Below are 17,599 nucleotides of genomic sequence, written 5' to 3'. Positions count from 1 at the left end.
GAGAGGAGCGCCCTATTCTGACAGCGGTCCCGTGTCTGCACCGCACCGCTTCGCGATGCGATGCGCACGGGATGACATCCCGTCCCCATCACGCCGCCCTTTTCAGCAGCGCCAGCGCCTCATGCGGATCGAGGCGGTGGTCGTAGAGGGCACGCCCGGCGATGGCGCCTTCGAGCAGGGCGGCGTCGGGCTGGGTCATGCGCTCGATGTCGGCGATGGAGGCAAGGCCGCCGGAGGCGATCACCGGGATCGAAATGGCCCGGGCCAGCGCCAGCGTGCCCTCCCAGTCGATGCCCTTGAGCATGCCATCGCGGGCGATGTTGGTATAGATGATCGCGGCGACACCGGCGTCCTCGAAGCGTTTGGCGATCTCCTCGGCCGTGACGGTGGAGACCTCGGCCCAGCCCTCGACGGCGACGAGGCCGTCACGGGCGTCGAGGCCGACGGCGATCTTGCCGGGGAATGCCTTGGCCGCCGCCTTCACGAAGGCGGGATCGCGCACCGCCGCGGTGCCGATGATCACCCGCGCAATGCCCTTGTCGAGCCAGCCGGAGACCGTGGCCATGTCGCGAATGCCGCCACCGAGCTGGGTGCGCATGGCGGAGGCGGCAAGGATGCGCTCGACGGCGGCCGAATTCATCGGCTTGCCGGCAAAGGCCCCGTCGAGATCGACGACATGGAGATCGGTGAAGCCCATATCCTCGAAGGCGATGGCCTGCTCGGCCGGGTCGTCGTTGAAGACGGTGGCCTGCGCCATGTCGCCCTGGATCAGGCGCACGCAGCGCCCCTCCTTCAGATCGATTGCGGGAAAGAGAATCACGGGCGCCACCGGAGAAAATTGGCGATCAAAGCGAGGCCAAGCGCCTGGCTCTTCTCGGGATGAAACTGGGTACCCACCATATTGGCGCGGCCGACCATGGCGGTGACCGGGCCGCCATAATCGGCTTGGGCGATCACGCTGCCGGGATCGCGAGCCGCGAGGTGGTAGGAATGGACGAAATAGGCATGCAGGCCCGAAGGGCCAGTTGGGATACCCCGCAACAGCAGGTGGTCACGCGAGAGGGCCAGCGTGTTCCAGCCCATATGCGGCACCTTGAAGGCGGCATCCTCGGGTTCGATCGCCTTGACGTCGCCCGCAATCCAGCCGAGCCCCTCGGTCACCTCGAATTCGAGGCCGCGCTCGGCCATCAACTGCATGCCGACGCAGATGCCGAGGAAAGGGCGGCCCTTGCCGATCACCGCCTCGTTGAGGGCGTCGATCATGCCGGTAACCGAGGAGAGGCCGCGCTTGCAGTCGGCATAGGCGCCCACACCGGGCAGGACGATGTGATCGGCCCTGGCGACCAGCGCCGGATCGTCGGTGACGTGGATCGTCGCGGCGAGGCCGGCGTCGGCAGCGGCGCGCTCGAAGGCCTTCTGGGCCGAGTGGAGATTACCCGACCCGTAGTCGATGATAGCAGCGATCACGGCCGGCTTCCCTGTGCGTCCGGGAAAACGCCGAGCACGCCGTTGTGCCCCTCATGCGGCCGCGTCGGACCGGGATGCTGGGGCCTTGCCGGCGGCACCGGCTTGGGCGGCTCGACGAGGGTGCGCTCGGCGAAATGGCGCTGCTCGGCTTCCACGAGGCTGTGGCCGACGGCCAGCCCCAGGAAACGCCAGCCCTTGCGGCGCAGGGTCCAGGCCCTCAGCGCATTGGCCTCCAGCGAGACGCAGAGGCTGAACAGCAGCGAGACGAGGCTGGCCAAGCGCTCGTCGAAATGGAGCGCCCGCGCGATCAGCAGCAGCGCGATTTCCGCCACCAGCCAGAACAGGAAGACCAGCCACATCCGCCGCCACAGCAACCAGAACGGGCCGAGCAGGAGGGCGCCGATGCTGAAGCCGTCCTTGATGAAGAGCGCCTTGCCGGCGGCCTCCATTGTGTCGGGGAGGGTCTCCGGCGGCTCGAAAACATACCAACTGGCCACGGCCCTAGCCTCCCAACTTACCCTTGGTGGTGGGCAGTTCGCCCGCCATGCGCGGATCGATCGCGATAGCGCCGCGCAGCGCACGGGCCAGCGCCTTGAAGCAGCTTTCGGCGATATGGTGGGCATTGGCGCCGTAGAGATTCTCGATATGCAGGGTGATGCCGGCATTCATGGCGAAGGCCTGGAACCACTCGCGCACCAGCTCGGTGTCGAAAGTGCCGATCTTCTCGCGCGGGAACTCGACCTTGAACACCAGGAAGGGGCGGCCGGAGATATCGATGGCGCAGCGTGACAGCGTCTCGTCCATTGGCAGATAAGCATCGGCATAGCGCGTCACGCCCTTTAGATCACCGAGCGCCTTGCGGATGGCCTGGCCGAGCGCGATGCCGGTGTCTTCAACGGCATGATGGTCGTCGATGTGCAGATCGCCCTTGGTGCGCACGGTGATGTCGATCAGCGAATGGCGCGCCAACTGGTCCAGCATATGGTCGAAGAAGCCGACACCGGTGGCGACATCGTGCTTGCCCGTGCCGTCGAGGGCGACGGAAACGGAGACGGAGGTTTCGTTGGTGACGCGCTCGATCGACGCGCTGCGCATGGCTGACCTCAACAGGCGAGTGAAGGGGGCCTTATAGCGAGGCGGACGGGCTGGGGAAAGGTGATTGTGCACCGCCGCAAGGCTGCGAACTCAGGTTAAGAAGGTCTTGTCCGGGTGCACGGGCATCTTGCCGTTCTTTCCTTTCCTAAAGGCTTGGCGGGTCAAGAACGGGCAAGATGCCCTGCACCCGGGAAAAGCCCGCGCCGTAGAATTGTGCTCCACGGTACAGCGCGTTCATGGCATGATCGCTATCAGGGGTGGCAGAGGGGCCGGTGTGCCCGCCGAGGAGAACAGGTATGGGCTGGCTTGCAGGGCAACGGGTGTCCAGACGGGCAGTGGTGACGTTGAGTTTGCTGGCGTTGCTGCCATGGGGGCTGCAGAAGGCCGAGGCCGCCTCCAAGGCCAAGCCGGCGCCGATCGCGCCGATTGCCACCGCTGCGCAGGCCTCGGCGCGCCTCGGCTTCGACTTGCTCAGCCAGCTCGGCAAGGGCAAGGGGAACGACCCCAATCCGGTGGTTTCGCCGGCCAGCCTGACCGCCGCCCTCGCCGTGCTCGATCTCGGCGCCAGCCCGAAATTCCATGCCGCCTTGGTCAAGACCCTGCGTCTCGACACCGTTGGCGATAGCGGTGATCTCAAGTCGCTGCGTGCCTCCCTCGTGCCGTTGATCGACGGCAGCAAGGCCGATGGCCCGCTCACCGGCATCAGCGCGGTCTATTTCGATCCGCGCGGCGGCCCGAAGCCGGCGGCTCTGGATGAGCTCAAGCAGGCAGGCGTGCAGGCCGATGTTCGCGATCTCAGCGATGCCAAGACGATTGATGACATCAATGCGCTGGTGAAGGATCGCACCAAGGGTCTCATTCCGACGCTGATCGACGAGCCGCTGCGCAAGGGCGGGCTCGTCGTGCTTAACGCCCTGCACTTCAAGGACGACTGGCGCACGGCCTTCGATCCCGCCCAGACCACCCAGATGGATTTCCATCGCATCAAGGGCGGTGATGCCAAGGTGGCGATGATGCAGAGCGGCTCGGGCCACTGGCTTGCCCGCCAGGACGATCGCTTCATCGCCGTCGCCTTGCCCTACCAGACCAAGGGCTACGACCTCCTGCTCCTCACCACCAAGGACAAGCCGGCGGCGCTTGCCGACTTCGCGCCCGCTGCCTCCTGGCTGACGGGCGAGGGTTTTGCCGAGAGCGAGGGCACGGTGTCGCTGCCCCGCCTGTCGATCAAGGCAGGCGCGGACCTGCGCGGCAGCCTCGACAAGCTCGGCCTCGATCCGGCCGTGCGCGCACCCGATGCGCTCAGCGGCTTCCTGACCACGCCGCAGAAGATCGACAAGATCATCCAGAAAGTGGTCATCACGGTCGACGAGAAAGGCACGGAGGCCGCCGCCGCCACAGCGGTCACGTCGCGCAGCCTGGCGATGCCAGCCACCTTCAGCTTCGTCGCCGACAAGCCTTTCCTGTTCGCCCTCAGGGACGAGACCAGCGGGCAGGTACTGATGGCCGGCTATATCGGGGATGCCGCCAAGGCGCAGTAGGCGCGTCACCAAACAGGGCGCGGGCAGCCTCCCCCACGAAGCTGGGGGAGGCTTTCGCGTCGCGCTATTCACCTTCCCCAGCGTGCATCTATGCCGTATGAAACCCGTCCCCTCCCGATGCGGTTTCCCGGATGCTGCGCCCCAATACCTTCGCCCTGACGGCGCTGCTGGCCTTGATGACGGCACTCGGCCCGCTCTCCACCGACATGTACCTGCCCTCGCTGCCGGCCATCGGCCTCTCCCTCGGGGCCGATATGGCGCGGGTTCAGCTCACCCTTTCAGCCTTCCTGCTCGGCTTTGCCATGGGGCAGATCTTCTACGGCCCGTTCTCCGACAAATATGGCCGCAAGCCGCTGCTGCTCGGAGGGCTGTGCCTGTTCATCGTCGCCAGCCTGCTGTGCATGATCGCACCCAGCATCGAACTGCTGATCACGGCCCGCTTCCTGCAGGCGCTCGGTGCGGCCGGGCCCATCGTGCTCGCGCGCGCGGTCGTACGCGACCTCTATGAGGGACCGAAGGCGGCGCGGGAACTGGCTCTGATGGGCACGATCATGGGCTTGGTGCCTGCCGCGGCCCCGGTCCTAGGCGGCTATGTGCAGCGCTTCCTCGGCTGGCCCGCCCATTTCGCCATTGCGGCGGCCTGCGGCATTTTCGGCGGCATCGTGATTTCGCAGAAGCTCCCGGAGACCGCAAAGACGCGCAATCCAGCACCGATCTCGCTTTGGAGCATCTTCAAGGGCTTTGCCGCCCTGACCGACAACCGCGGCTTCCTCGCTTATCTCGCCATGATGGCCCTAGCCTATGGGGGCCTGTTTGCCTACATCTCCGGCTCGAGCTTCGTACTGCAGGGCATCTACCATCTCAGCGAGGTTGCTTTCGGCCTCGCCTTCGCCATCGGCGTGGTCGGCTATATCGCCGGCACGCTCACCGCTCAGCGCCTGGTGCCGCGCGTCGGCATCGACAGGACCATCGCGGCGGGCGTCGTCTGTCTTGCCGCCGGCGGCCTGGTCATGCTGGCCTGCGTTCTCCTCGGCAGTGGCCATCCGGCCGAGATCGTGGTGCCGATGATGCTCTATCTCTTCGGGGTCGGTCTGGTGATGCCGCAGGCGATGGCCGGGGCGCTGATGCCCTTCCCGAACAGAGCGGGCAGCGCCTCCTCCTTCTGCGGCTTCACCCAGATGCTGGGTGGCGCTCTGATCGGCGCCGCCGTCGGCCATTTCCTCGGCACCAGCGCCCTGCCTTTGCCCATCGCCGTCGCCGCGACGGGCCTATGCGCGCTCATGGTCTTTCTTTTTTCCGGCCCGGCGCGCCGGGCGTCTGTTCCAGCCCGCTCCTGACCGCTATCTACGCTCAGTTCTTCCCCTCCCAGCATTCAAGGAAATTGCCCGATGAAGCTCAATGTTGCCGTGCAGATGGATCCGATCGAGCGCATCAATATCAGGGGCGATTCCACCTTTGCCCTCATGCTGGAGGCGCAGGCGCGCGGCTTCTCCCTGTCCGTCTATACGCCCGATACGCTGTCGCAGAAGGACGGCGCCATCTCCGCCTTGGTGAAGCCAGTGAGCGTGCAGGACGTCGAGGGCGATCATGTCAAGTCGGGCGAGGCTGCGCGCACCGATCTCACCAGCTTCGACGTGGTGCTCCTGCGCCAGGACCCGCCCTTCGACATGGCCTATGTCACCACCACCCATATGCTGGAGCGCATCCACCCCAGGACGCTGGTGGTGAACGACCCCTTCCATGTGCGCAACGCGCCGGAGAAGATCCTCGTCACCGAATTCCCGGACCTGATGCCGGCAACCCTGATCACCCGCGACAGGGCCGAGATCGAGGCCTTCCGCGCCGAGCATGGCGACATCGTCATGAAGCCGCTTTACGGCAACGGCGGCGTGGCGGTGTTCAAGGTCTCCCGGGAGGATCCCAATTTCGGCTCGCTCTTCGATCTCTTCGCCTCGCTCTCGCGCGAGCCCTGGGTGGTGCAGCATTTCCTGCCGAAGGTGATGGAGGGCGACAAGCGCATCATCCTGGTCGACGGCGTGGCCGCCGGCGCCGTCAACCGCGTGCCCCAGCCCGGCGACATTCGCTCCAACATGGTGCGGGGCGGTGCGGCCAGGCCAACGGATCTGTCGAAGCGCGAGCTCGAGATCTGTGAGCGAATCGGTCCCACCTTGCGTGAAAAGGGCCTGCTCTTCACCGGAATCGACGTGATTGACGGTCATCTTACCGAAATCAACGTTACATCTCCGACAGGCCTTCGCATCATCAAGCGGCTCGGCGGTCCCGACCTTGCGGCGCAGATCTGGGATGCGATCGAATCCAAACGCCCATGAGCAATTTTGCAACGCCGGAGAGCAACTTTACGTAAGGAAAGTTGCAGATAGCGGTAGCGCAGGCCCGGATTTCATGTCCTTATATTCATTGCTTGTTTCGATCTTCGAACAACTGCGTCTGATGGATTGTGATTTGGGAGGATTGTAAGCCGATGGCTGACCTGGCAACCTATGTGGCCGATATCAAGAAATACACGTCCAGCGTAAACGAAGCTGCCGCCGCCGGCATTGTGAAACATCTGGGTATTGCCCTGCGCAACCGCGATTCCTCGCTCGTCGCCGGTTCGGATGCGGCCGAGCTCGCCCGTGTGCGCGACAATTTCCTCAAGAAGAAGCTCGCTCTTACCGACGCCGACAGCAAGCTTGACGCAGCTGTTTCAGCCGTCGTCGAGAAGATGAAGGCAGACCATTCCAAGTCCCGCGTTACTGTCTACTATCTGCTTGCCGAGCATTACAAGAAGCTCGATCTTTTCGTGAAGCCCGCTTGATGGTGAAGGCCGCCGGGGTCTCCTGAGTGCGGCACCATGATACTTTATTGCTTACAAAAACCCTGCGGTGATGCCGTGGGGTTTTTTGTCTTCAATTTTTGGTACAAAAATTACAAACGCCACCAATTCGTCAGATTCCCATTGCCGATCGCGCATAAAAAGGCTTCCATGAGCCGAACAGGGCGCAACCGCCCGTTTGGCGCCGGCTGACGCCTCGAAGCGGACAGCACGCCGCATATGAAGTGGGGAACAGATGTCAAAACTGCTGAAGACTGGCCTTCTCGCCGCTGGCTTTGCCGCGCTTTTAGGCTCGACGGCCATGGCCGCTCCCAAGACGCTCGTTTATTGCTCGGAAGGCAGCCCGGAGAATTTTACCCCGGCGCTGAATACCACCGGCACCTCCTTTGACGCGGCGCGCCCCGTCTACAATCAGCTGGTGGAATTCGAGCCCGGCACCACCAAGCTACGTCCCGGCCTCGCCGAGAAATGGGATGTCTCCGCGGACGGCACGGAAATCACCTTCCATCTGCGCAAGGGCGTGAAGTGGCAATCCTGGAAGGGCTTCAAGCCGACGCGCGACTTCAATGCCGACGACGTGCTGTTCTCGTTCAACCGCCAGTGGAAGGACGACAACCCCTATCACAAGGTTTCCGGCGGCTCCTACGACTACTTCAGCGACATGGGCATGCCCGATTTCCTGAAGTCGATCGACAAGGTCGACGACTATACGGTGAAGTTCACGCTGAGCAAGCCGAACGCGCCGATGCTGGCCAATCTCGGCATGGATTTCGCGACCATCCAGTCGGCTGAATATGCCGATTATCTCCTGAAGGCCGGCACACCCGAGAAATTCGACCAGGAGCCGGTTGGTACGGGCCCCTTCCAGTTCGTGGCCTATCAGAAGGACGCGGTCATCCGCTACAAGGCCTTCCCGGATTATTGGGGCGGCAAGGTCAAGCTTGATAATCTGGTCTTCGCGATCACGCCCGATGCCTCCACGCGCTATGCCAAGCTGCAGAAGAACGAATGCCAGGTCGGCAACTATCTGAACCCGTCCGACATCAAGGCGATCAAGGACGACAAGGACCTGGATCTTCTGACGCTGGAAGGCATGAACGACATGTACTGGTCGTTCAACAATGCCAAGCCTCCCTTCGACAAGAAGGACGTTCGCCTGGCAGTGGCCATGGCCATCAACCAGAAGGCGCTCGTCGATGGCGTCTATGAAGGCAGCGGAACGCCGGCCACCACGCTGATCCCCAGCTTCATGCTCGGCTACAACGACAAGATTCAAGCCTATCCCTACGATCCGGAAAAGGCCAAGAAGATGCTGGCGGACGCCGGTGTGAAGACGCCGATCGATGTGGACCTGTGGTATATGCCGGTCTCCCGCCCCTACAACCCCAATGGCAAGCGCATGGGCGAGTTGATGCAGGCGGACCTGGCCAAGGTCGGCATCAATGCCAAGCTCGTCACCTATGAGTGGGGCGATTACCGCAAGCGTCTCCAGAATGGCGAGGCGACCCTGCCGCAGATGGGCTGGACCGGCGACAATGGCGATCCGGACAACTTCTTCTTCCTGTTCGCTTGCGACAGTTCCGGCAAACCCGTGAGCCAGAACTATCCGCGCTGGTGCAACAAGGACTATAACGACCTCCTCGAGAAGGGCCGCGCCAGCTTCGACAACGCCGAGCGCGTCAAGATCTATCAGCAGATGCAGCAGATCACCCATGACGAGGTGCCCTACCTGAACGTCGCGCATTCCTTGGTCTTCAATGTCACGCGCAGCAATGTCGTAGGCTACAAGGTGTCGCCGCTCGGCCGCGCCGAGTTCCACGAGACCGACCTGAAGTAATCCTCCGCTCAAGGCTGCCGGGCTTTTGCAAGCTCGGCAGCCTTTTTGTATTTTTTGTTCTGATCCGCGAGCGCCCATGCTGACCTTCCTGCTCAAGCGCGTCGCTATGACCATTCCCACCTTCATCGCATTGATCGCCCTGGCGTTCTTTGCCATCCGGATGGTCCCCGGCGATCCAGTCGAAGTCCGCGTCGGCGAACGAGGCATTTCACCCGAACGCCTGGCGGAGTTTCGGCACCAGCTTGGCCTCGACCAGCCTGTCATCGTCCAGTTCGGCCATTACATCTGGCAATTGCTGCACGGCAATTTCGGCACGTCGATCGTGACGCAGAGGCCGGTACTGAGCGAGTTCTTCACCCTTTTCCCGGCGACCTTCGAATTGTCGGTCGCGGCAATGATCTTTGCCGTGGGCATCGGTATTCCGCTTGGCATTCTGGCAGCGCTGCAGCGCGGCAAGGTCCCCGATTACCTTGCCACGACCCTCGCGGTGTTCGGCAATTCCATGCCGATCTTCTGGTGGGGCATCCTGCTCATCCTGGTCGTCTCGCTCAAGCTGAACCTGACGCCGGTCGGCGGGCGCATCGATGACATCAGCTACTTCTTCGATCCCGACAGCAGCACCAATTTCATGCTCTGGGACAGTTTCTGGTCTGGCCAGGACGGGGCCTTCCAGTCGGCTCTGTCGCATCTCATCCTGCCCGCCATCGTGCTCGGCACCATCCCGCTCGCGGTGATCACCCGCATCACGCGCTCCGCCATGCTGGAAGTGCTCAATGAGGACTATGTGCGCACGGCGCGCGCCAAAGGCCTGTCGCCCGCCCGGGTCATCGGCCTGCACGCGCTGCGCAATGCCATGATCCCCATCATCACGGTGATCGGTCTGATGATCGGCTCGCTGTTCGCCGGCGCGGTGCAGACCGAGACCGTGTTCTCCTGGCCCGGCGTCGGCAAGTGGCTGATCGATTCCTTCTCCCGCCGCGACTATCCGGCGCTGCAGGGCGGCATTCTGATCATCGCGATCATGGTCACCTTCATCAATCTGGGCGTCGACCTGCTCTATGGCGTCATCAATCCGAGGATTCGCCATGGCCGCTGATACGCAAGTCACGGCGGTGGTCGTCACCGGCCAGCCTCTCTCCGGTCCTGGCGAGATCTGGCACGCCCTCAAGCAGAACAAGGGCGCCGTGGCCGGCCTTGTGGTCCTCGTCCTGATCGTGCTGGTCGCCATCTTCGCCGATGTCCTGGCGCCCTACGCCCCCTACAATGCAGCCGGCTGGCCCGATGCCGGCCATCCCGGCCATATCGGCCAACCGCCCGCCTGGGTGGAGGGCGGCAGCTGGGACTTCATCCTCGGCACCGACAAGACCGGCGGCCGCGACGTGCTCTCACGCCTGATCTATGGCGCCCGCTACTCGCTCGGCATCGGCCTCACGGTGATGATGGTCTCGATGGTGATCGGTTCCGTGCTGGGGCTGCTTGCGGCCTATCTCGGCGGGTGGTTCGATTTCGCCCTGATGCGGCTGATGGACATGATCATGTCCATCCCCGACCTCGTGCTGTCCATGGTGGTCGTCGCCATCCTCGAGCCGGGGCTGGGCCCGACCGTGGCCGCCATCACCATCGTCTTCCTGCCCCGTTATGTCCGCATCGTCAGGGCCGCCGCGCTGGCGGAATTGTCGAAGGACTATGTCATGGCGGCCAAGGTCGTCGGCGTCAGGCCGCTGCGGCTGCTGTTCCGCACCGTCCTGCCCAATTGCATGGCGCCGCTGATCGTGCAGGCCACGCTCGGCGTGTCCGACGCCATCCTGCAAGCGGCGGCCCTGGGCTTCCTCGGCATGGGCGCGCAGCCGCCGACTCCGGAATGGGGCGCCATGCTCTCCGATGTGCGCCAGGAGATCCAGAGCGCGCCCTGGCTCGCCATCTCGCCCGGTGTCTGCATCCTCGTCACCGTGGTGGCGATCAATCTGTTCGGCGACGGGCTGCGTGATGCCCTCGATCCCAAGCTGAAGAGGTCCTGACATGGCTTTGCTGGAGATCAGCAACCTCGTGGTCGAGTTCTCGACCTCTTCGGGCCCTTTCCGGGCCGTCGATGGCATCTCGCTCACCGTGGATACGCGCCAGGTCCTGGCCATCGTCGGCGAATCCGGGTCCGGCAAATCGGTTGCGATGATGGCGGTGATGGGGCTCCTGCCTTTCAACGCCAAGGTCACCGCCGACAAGATGCTGTTCGAGGGCCGCAACATCCTGGCCCTCACGCCTGCCCAGCGGCGCGAGATCGTCGGCAAGGATATTGCCATGATCTTCCAGGAGCCGGTTGCCAGCCTCAACCCCTGCTTCACCGTCGGCTTCCAGATCGAGGAAGTGCTGCGCGTCCATATGGGCATGAACAGGCGCCAGCGGCGCGCACGGGCGGTGGAACTGCTGCAACTGGTCGGCATCGCCGAGCCGGAACGGCGGCTTTCGGCCTTCCCGCATCAGATGTCCGGCGGCCAGTGCCAGCGCGTGATGATCGCCATTGGCGTTGCCTGCAATCCCAAGCTCCTGATCGCGGACGAGCCGACCACCGCGCTCGACGTCACCATCCAGAAGCAGATCCTCGACCTGCTCATGCGCCTGCAGCAAGAGCATGGCATGGCGCTGATCATGATCACCCACAATATGGGCGTGGTAGCCGAGACCGCGGACCGGGTGATCGTGCAGTACAAGGGCCGGAAGATGGAAGAGGCCGATGTGCTCAGCCTCTTCGAGTCGCCCAGGAGCAACTACACCAAGGCGCTGCTCTCGGCCCTGCCCGACAACGCTACCGGCGACCGCCTGCCGACCATAGCAAGCTATCTTGGCCCCGACGGTACCTTTACGGAGGCCGTGTAATGGCCGATATTGTCGTCCGCGCCGAGAATATCGTGCGCGACTATCACGTGGCCGCCACCCTGACGCGCAAGGCGCAGACCGTGCATGCCGTCAAGGGCGTGAGCTTTACGGTGGAGAAGGGCAAGACGCTCGCCATCGTCGGCGAAAGCGGCTGCGGCAAGTCCACGCTCGCCCGTATCCTCACCTTGATCGACCGGCAGACAGCGGGCGAATTGTTCATCGATGATGCGTCGATCGACATCCGCCGCGACGGCGTGTCCAGCGCCATGCGGCGCAAGGTGCAGATGGTGTTCCAGAACCCCTATGGCTCGCTCAATCCCCGCCAGAAGATTGGCGAGGTCCTGATGGAGCCGCTGCTGGTCAACACCAAAATGCCGGCGGCCGAACGGCGCGAGCGGGCCATGGCCATGCTGGTCAAGGTCGGCCTCGAAGAAAGGCATTTCAGCCGCTATCCGCACATGTTCTCCGGCGGGCAGCGCCAGCGTATCGCCATCGCACGCGCCCTGATGCTCAATCCGAGCCTGCTGGTGCTGGACGAACCGGTCTCGGCTCTCGATCTCTCCGTGCAGGCGCAGGTGCTCAATCTGCTGGCCGATCTGCAGGATGAGCTGAACCTCACCTATGTCTTCATCAGCCACGACCTGTCGGTGGTGCGCTACATCGCCGATGATGTGATGGTGATGTATTTCGGCGAGGCGGTCGAATATGGCACGCGCGACAGGCTCTTCGCCGACCCGCAGCACGACTATACCAAGAAGCTCTTCGCCGCGACCCCGCGCGCCGACGTCGACAGCATCAAGGCACGCCTGGCACGCAAGCGGGCGTAGCTTCCGGGTGCACGGGCATCCTGCCCGTTCTTCCTTTGTGGTGGAGCGCATCGTTTCCAGCAACGGGCAGGACACCCCCTTGAAACGGCCGCCGGATTATTTCGCCGGATTGAAGATGAAGTCTTCGCCGGGCAGGGAGCCATAGGTGAAGGGCTCCTGTTGGCCGTTGGTGGCCTTGACCACGTCGTCGCGCACCAGGCGGAACAGCTTGCCAATCTCGACATTCGGCCTGAGCAGGTCGTTGCTGAGCGCCGTGACGAAGGGCGAGTTGCCGCCATCGCCGTCCTGCGCCACCTGTCCTGCCTTTGCGGCATAGACCACCAGGGTGCCGCTGTCCGGTTCCACGCGGCTGAGGCCACGCGAGACGGAGCGTGTGGCGGTCTTGCGCGCCATGTTGGCGGCAAAGGGATTGTCGCGGCAGGCATCGAGAATGACGAGGCGCATCTCCTTGGCCCCTTCGATCGCTGCCATGACGCGATCGAGCGGGACGGTTTCGAAGGCCACGTCGCGGTCGGAGGCGAGCTTGGCGTCGACCGGGATGAGGTAGTTGGTATTCGAAACCTCCATGCCGTGGCCGGCATAGTAGATCACCGCCCAGTCGGCCCCATCCGCCTTGTCGGCGAAATCATGCAGCGCCGTGTTGAATTGCTGGTTGGTGACGTCGTCGACCAGCGTGACATCGGAAAAGCCGATCTTGCGCAGGGTTTCGGCGATTTTGGCCGCATCGTTCTTCGGGTTGGGCAACGCGCCGAACTTCGCGTAGTCGCCATTTCCGATGACCAGGGCCACGCGCTTGCCGAGGGCGACCGGCGCCGGTACGGAAGTTTGAGTCTGGGCGGCGGCAGGAGGCGGGAGATTCGCCAGGGGCGTGCCTGCGCCAGCCATCTGCCTGGCGGCCAGGGCCTGGTTGGCCTTTTCAAGACCCGCCATGGCAAGTGTGTCGCCTGGCGCAAGCTTCAGCATCGCCTGGTAGTCGGCGAGGGCGAGATCGGGCAGGCCGGCGGCAAGATAGGTGTCGCCACGCTCGCGCAGGATAAAGCTGGTCCGCCCGAGACTGATCGCCTGCGAATAATCGGCGATCGCGCGCGTGTAGTCCTTCTTGCCGGCGTAGGCGATCGCCCTTGCGTGGTAGCCGCTGGTATCCGTCGGATTGAGCGCGATATATTTGTCGGCATCCGCGAGCGCGCCGTCGGAATCGCCGGCATATGCGCGGGCGAGCGCACGATAACCAAGATCCACAGTCTGTTTGCCGCCGCTGGCTTCGATCTTGGCCGTTGCCATGGCCTCTGCCTTCCGGAAGTCGTCAGGCGCCTCGCTGCCTCGCCCCAGCGCGGTGAGAGCGACGCCGTGATTGATATAGTCAGCGGCAACGATGGACGATCCCCCTTTGGACAGGACGAAATCGAGATCGGCCAGGGCGTCGGCGGCGCGCGCCAGCCGCATCGCCGCCGCGCCACGATAGGCATGCAGATCGGCATTGTTGGGGTCGGCGCGCAATGCCATCGTGTAGTCGGCAAGGGCCTGCTCATTGTTGCCCTTGTAGAAAAACGCATTGGCGCGATAGCCGATGACCTTGGCGTCATCCGGCTTCAACTCGATGGCCTTGCTGTAATCGCCGATGGCCTGATCGTATTTCTGCTTGGCGTAATAGGCATTGCCGCGCTGGGTGTAATAATCGGCGTGATCCGGAGCCAGGCTGATAGCCTGGTCGAAGTCGGCAATCGCGAGATCGATCTGGCTGGTTTCGATGTAGCCCACCGCGCGGTTGAACAGGACCGTGGGACGGTTCGACGGCAGAAGTGCGTCCCCTGCCGCCAGGGCGTTCGAACAGGCCTTGACGACGTCGGCGCCGTTCTGTGCCGTTGCACAGGTATCCAGGAAGGCATTGATCTCGGCAATCGTGGGCGACGACGCGCGTCCGGGAGACGCCTGCGAACTCGTCGTCGCCGTGCCGCTCATGGCCCCGCCCTTCGGCTGGAGCGAGAGCGCCATGGCGACGGCCATGTTGATGAAGGAGGGGCGTTGCTTGGGGTTCCAACTCGCGAAGAAGCCAACGATCGACGTGCCTTTCTGGATGAAGCTGGCATAGAGCGTCTCGGTGGGCGTGCCGCCAAGAACGACGAAACGCGCCGGACCGCCGTCATCGCCATTGCTGAGCATCACGGCCGTTTTCGTCCCCTTGCCGCTTGTCTTCTTCATGAGGTCGAAGATGCTCTCGAAGGCGCTCTTGTCCCCGGTCCGGCTGACGAACTGGACGACGACATCCCGCTTGGCGGACGAATATTCCAGCCCGCTCGCGCCCTTCTTGCTCTTCGTCAGGATCTGGCCCGGATAGAGGAGCGCGATCTCATCGGTCCCGAGATTCTGCAAATTCGCGGCAGCGCGAAGAGACCCGAAGCGGCTGTGCAATTCCTGGATCAGGGCGGCGCTTATCATGCCGGTGTCCGGCTGCCCATTGCGGCGTTCGTAGCCGCGGATTGCCTCGAAGGTGGTCTGGTCGAAAGTCCCCAGGGCAGGAGGCTTGCCTGTGTCGGAAAAGAAGCCGCCCCATGCCAGATCGGCCTGGAGATCGGCGATCTGCTGTTGACTGAAATGCGTCGCCGCAGTCTGGGCCGATGGCAGGGAGGCGGATGTCTGCGCCATTGCAGGCAGCGACAAAGCAAGGACCACGCCGAAAGAGGCGACGATTATCCTCAGCCTGGGCATTTCACGGTCTCCTAAAGTTCACTGTGCAGATCGGCCGCACCCAAGTTCTAGATACCGTGCGGTATGGCTTGCCATCGAACTTCCTACCATTTGCCAAATTCGATTGGAATTGAAAGGTACAAGAATTCCGGCACCCGATGCACCAGGACAATAATTCCTCAAGGGCAGGCTCGGCGTCTTCCGGATCGACTGCTTTCAATCGCGGCTTCGATGCTGGGGTGTGATCCGGCGCAACCGAAGGTGATTATTCGGGCCTCAGGGCTTCCGCGGGTCGCAAGTCAAAACGGCCGACGCCTTGGTGGGATCGCCGCCCTGGCTGGGGGGCGTTGCACCATTGGCGCGCAGGAAGGCTGTGACGAAGAGGCCCTTGAGGGCGCTGGGACTGCCGTCGGCTGCTGGCAGGCCCGCGAGGGCTCCATCTTTGTCGATCAGGGCGCCTGCGGTGCCGGCAGCGAGCGTCACCCGGCGGGTATCGCCATTGGCGCCGGCGAGGGCGCTGACCGTGGTGGCGACCGGCGCGGCGCCCGAGAGCAGCGAGACGGCCTCGTTCTCGCCGAGCGCCGGCAGCCGCCAGGCGAGCGGCTGCGCCCCGGCCGGCAGGGCGCCGCGCACCAGGGCGATGTCGTTGTTGGGATCCCCGCCGATCACCTTGGCCTTGCCGCCGCCCTGCAGGGTGACGGTCTCACAGCCGGCGATCACGCCGGCATAGGTGAGGATGTCGCCCTCGCTTGAGACAAAGGTGCCGATGCCGGTCTTCGGTGTCGTGGGCGCGCTGGCCGCCAGCGGCACCGGCGGTCCGACCGGCTTGGGCGGTTCGGGCGGTTCGGGCGGTGGCGCCGGCTTGGGCGTAGCGGACTGACCGCCCGCATCGGCCAGCTTCAGCGACGAAGCCATGGCGATGGCGACGCGGTCGAAGCGGGGCGAGAGGGCCGGATCCCAGCCCAGCACGAAGCCACGCGATTCCGCGTCCGTCCTGATGAAGCGGATATAGAAGGTCATGCCTTCATTGGTGCCGCTGACAACGAAGAAATCCGGCCGTAGCAGGGAATAGGTCACCTTGCGCTTGGGATTTTCAGTCTTCAAACGGGCGAACAGGGCCTCGAAGCTCTCCTTGGCCGTGGGCAGGTTGAGAATGTCGACGGTGGCCTGGTTCTTGGCGGCCTTGGGCGTGCTGAAATGCGGGCCGTTGCGGCCTTCGCTGCGCTCTGTGGTCACCTTGGCCGGATAGCCGATGGTGATGCCGTGCTCGGTGAGGGTGTCGAAGCCGAAAGCCGTGGTGAACTTCGCCGCATGCTGGGCGAGCACATCGCGCTGCTGCGGCGTGAAGATGCCGGTATCCTTGACGCCGATGCGTTTCTGGAAGGCGCGGATGGCGTCATAGCTGCGCTTGCCCATCTCGCCGGAGGGCAGGGTGTTGAGGTCGCCGGTCCAGATCAGGTCCTGCTGGATGGACGCGAAGGCGTCGGCACCCATCGCCACCGCCGCGGCCTTGGCGGCATCGAAGGCGGGATCGCTGGCGGGCTTGGGATTGTCGGTATCGGGTGCGGCTGGCGCTGTCTGGGCTAAGGCGGGCAGGGATAACAGCGCGACGCCGATCAACATCGAGGCCCCGATCGTCCGACTTGCCAGCATTTCCGCCCCCTTCGCGTGGAACCGCCTCGCCCACCACTCTTGTATAGCGATGTTGTGTGGCGGCAAGCGTTCTTCAGGAAACACGGCTGTTCAGGCTGCGCAACGCGGATGGCCACCTCATGCCGGATCTATTTGCCTCGCCGCCTCGACTGCACTGCCGAGCAAGTGAACCAGGAGGTGTTTGCGCGCCGTCTCGGCGATCTCCACCCTTTGCATCGAGAGCCAGACGGGGAAATCCGTCAGCGCCTGAACGAGCTGGAGGGCGGGTTCGGGCAGACTCTCCAATGCGAACGCCTCGCGAATGAGATCGGCCACGCCGGCTTCCACCGCCCGCAGAAAGCCATCGAGTTCGGCGATATGCGGCCGATCGGCGCTCGCGCGCTCCAGGCGAAGTGCGCCGCGCCGATAGAACCGGTCCAATTCTTCGACCAGACGCTCCAGCCGTTCCTGCCGTGTTGTCAGTCCCTCGAACAGGGCAATGGCCTGCCCGGGCACGGGTGGCTTCATCTCCTCCCAGACATGGGCACCACAGGCCGAAACCAGGGCCCCAAGGTTCGGAAAATGCCTGTGAACGGTCGCAGCCCCGACCCCGGCGGATTTGGCGATATCGGCGAAGGAGGTGGCCGCCACGCCTTGTTCGTCATGCAGCAGCATGGTCGCCCGGACGATGCGCTCGCGCGTCGCGTCCTGCGCGTTTGCCCGCTGCCTCATCTGATAGCTGCGTCGCGTCATCCGGAATCTCAATTGACGAAATCCAAATTTCATGAAATATAAATTTCGTCAAATACAT

17 protein-coding genes are annotated in these 17,599 nt (G+C 63.8%); 9 read left to right on the top strand and 8 right to left on the bottom strand.

The features are described from left to right. Positions 1-88: 88 nt before the first annotated feature. The 4 genes from hisA to hisB are packed head-to-tail and all read right to left on the bottom strand — an operon-like array spanning position 89 to position 2,562. Complete coding sequence (gene hisA, locus QQL24_RS31335; protein ID WP_284316220.1) at positions 89-829, bottom strand: 1-(5-phosphoribosyl)-5-[(5-phosphoribosylamino)methylideneamino]imidazole-4-carboxamide isomerase; 741 nt, start codon at positions 827-829, stop codon at positions 89-91. Next, positions 817-1,467, bottom strand: coding sequence for an imidazole glycerol phosphate synthase subunit HisH (hisH, locus tag QQL24_RS31330; protein ID WP_284316219.1), 651 nt, complete (start codon positions 1,465-1,467; stop codon positions 817-819). Before hisH ends, hisA begins: the two co-directional genes overlap by 13 nt. Beyond that, entirely contained in the window at positions 1,464-1,964 is a 501-nt protein-coding gene (locus tag QQL24_RS31325; protein WP_284316218.1) for a DUF2628 domain-containing protein, read from the bottom strand. The genes hisH and QQL24_RS31325 overlap by 4 nt, the downstream gene beginning before the upstream one ends. 4 nt (positions 1,965-1,968) lie before the next feature. Next, on the bottom strand, positions 1,969-2,562 hold the full coding sequence (gene hisB / locus QQL24_RS31320; RefSeq protein ID WP_284316217.1) for an imidazoleglycerol-phosphate dehydratase HisB: 594 nt from the start codon (positions 2,560-2,562) through the stop codon (positions 1,969-1,971). A gap of 296 nt (positions 2,563-2,858) precedes the next feature. On the opposite strand from hisB, the gene QQL24_RS31315 reads away from it, so the two are divergent. The 4 genes from QQL24_RS31315 to QQL24_RS31300 all read left to right on the top strand — a co-directional run bounded on the left by QQL24_RS31315 (position 2,859) and on the right by QQL24_RS31300 (position 6,918). Further along, the gene (locus tag QQL24_RS31315) at positions 2,859-4,100 is read left to right on the top strand and encodes a serpin family protein (protein ID WP_284316216.1); all 1,242 of its coding nucleotides are present in this window, start codon (positions 2,859-2,861) and stop codon (positions 4,098-4,100) included. Between the two features lie 131 nt (positions 4,101-4,231). Beyond that, positions 4,232-5,437 carry a multidrug effflux MFS transporter gene (locus tag QQL24_RS31310; protein ID WP_284316215.1) on the top strand — a complete coding sequence of 402 codons (1,206 nt, stop codon included), beginning with the start codon at positions 4,232-4,234 and terminating at the stop codon, positions 5,435-5,437. A gap of 51 nt (positions 5,438-5,488) precedes the next feature. Continuing rightward, entirely contained in the window at positions 5,489-6,430 is a 942-nt protein-coding gene (gene gshB, locus QQL24_RS31305) for a glutathione synthase (RefSeq protein ID WP_284316214.1), read from the top strand. Between the two features lie 161 nt (positions 6,431-6,591). Further along, a complete protein-coding gene (locus tag QQL24_RS31300) occupies positions 6,592-6,918 on the top strand; it encodes a DUF2853 family protein (RefSeq protein ID WP_284316302.1) in 327 nt (108 codons plus the stop codon). A gap of 51 nt (positions 6,919-6,969) precedes the next feature. Here QQL24_RS31300 and QQL24_RS31295 read toward each other — a convergent pair whose 3' ends face one another. Next, the gene (locus QQL24_RS31295; protein ID WP_284316213.1) at positions 6,970-7,239 is read right to left on the bottom strand and encodes a hypothetical protein; all 270 of its coding nucleotides are present in this window, start codon (positions 7,237-7,239) and stop codon (positions 6,970-6,972) included. On the opposite strand from QQL24_RS31295, the gene QQL24_RS31290 reads away from it, so the two are divergent. The 5 genes from QQL24_RS31290 to QQL24_RS31270 all read left to right on the top strand — a co-directional run bounded on the left by QQL24_RS31290 (position 7,238) and on the right by QQL24_RS31270 (position 12,471). Next, entirely contained in the window at positions 7,238-8,773 is a 1,536-nt protein-coding gene (locus QQL24_RS31290; RefSeq protein WP_284316212.1) for an ABC transporter substrate-binding protein, read from the top strand. The two genes, QQL24_RS31295 and QQL24_RS31290, sit on opposite strands and share 2 nt — an antisense overlap. 76 nt (positions 8,774-8,849) lie before the next feature. Next, positions 8,850-9,869 (top strand): ABC transporter permease subunit, encoded by a 1,020-nt coding sequence (locus tag QQL24_RS31285; protein WP_284316211.1) that lies wholly within the window; start codon positions 8,850-8,852, stop codon positions 9,867-9,869. Continuing rightward, complete coding sequence (locus tag QQL24_RS31280) at positions 9,859-10,791, top strand: ABC transporter permease (RefSeq protein ID WP_284316210.1); 933 nt, start codon at positions 9,859-9,861, stop codon at positions 10,789-10,791. The genes QQL24_RS31285 and QQL24_RS31280 overlap by 11 nt, the downstream gene beginning before the upstream one ends. 1 nt (position 10,792) lies before the next feature. Continuing rightward, on the top strand, positions 10,793-11,644 hold the full coding sequence (locus QQL24_RS31275; protein ID WP_284316209.1) for an ABC transporter ATP-binding protein: 852 nt from the start codon (positions 10,793-10,795) through the stop codon (positions 11,642-11,644). Further along, positions 11,644-12,471, top strand: coding sequence for a dipeptide ABC transporter ATP-binding protein (locus tag QQL24_RS31270; protein WP_284316208.1), 828 nt, complete (start codon positions 11,644-11,646; stop codon positions 12,469-12,471). The genes QQL24_RS31275 and QQL24_RS31270 overlap by 1 nt, the downstream gene beginning before the upstream one ends. A gap of 96 nt (positions 12,472-12,567) precedes the next feature. Here QQL24_RS31270 and QQL24_RS31265 read toward each other — a convergent pair whose 3' ends face one another. From QQL24_RS31265 to QQL24_RS31255, 3 genes are all read right to left on the bottom strand, one after another. Beyond that, a complete protein-coding gene (locus tag QQL24_RS31265; RefSeq protein WP_284316207.1) occupies positions 12,568-15,177 on the bottom strand; it encodes a caspase family protein in 2,610 nt (869 codons plus the stop codon). A 255-nt stretch (positions 15,178-15,432) separates the two neighbouring features. After that, complete coding sequence (locus QQL24_RS31260) at positions 15,433-16,809, bottom strand: peptidoglycan-binding protein (RefSeq protein WP_284316206.1); 1,377 nt, start codon at positions 16,807-16,809, stop codon at positions 15,433-15,435. A gap of 117 nt (positions 16,810-16,926) precedes the next feature. After that, a complete protein-coding gene (locus QQL24_RS31255) occupies positions 16,927-17,541 on the bottom strand; it encodes a TetR/AcrR family transcriptional regulator (protein WP_284316205.1) in 615 nt (204 codons plus the stop codon). Positions 17,542-17,599: the final 58 nt, after the last annotated feature.

This window comes from Labrys miyagiensis (genome assembly GCF_030160835.1).
Taxonomy (GTDB): domain Bacteria; phylum Pseudomonadota; class Alphaproteobacteria; order Rhizobiales; family Labraceae; genus Labrys; species Labrys miyagiensis.
Note: the sequence above shows the minus strand (reverse complement) of the source record. Positions and strands in the feature narration are given on the sequence as shown.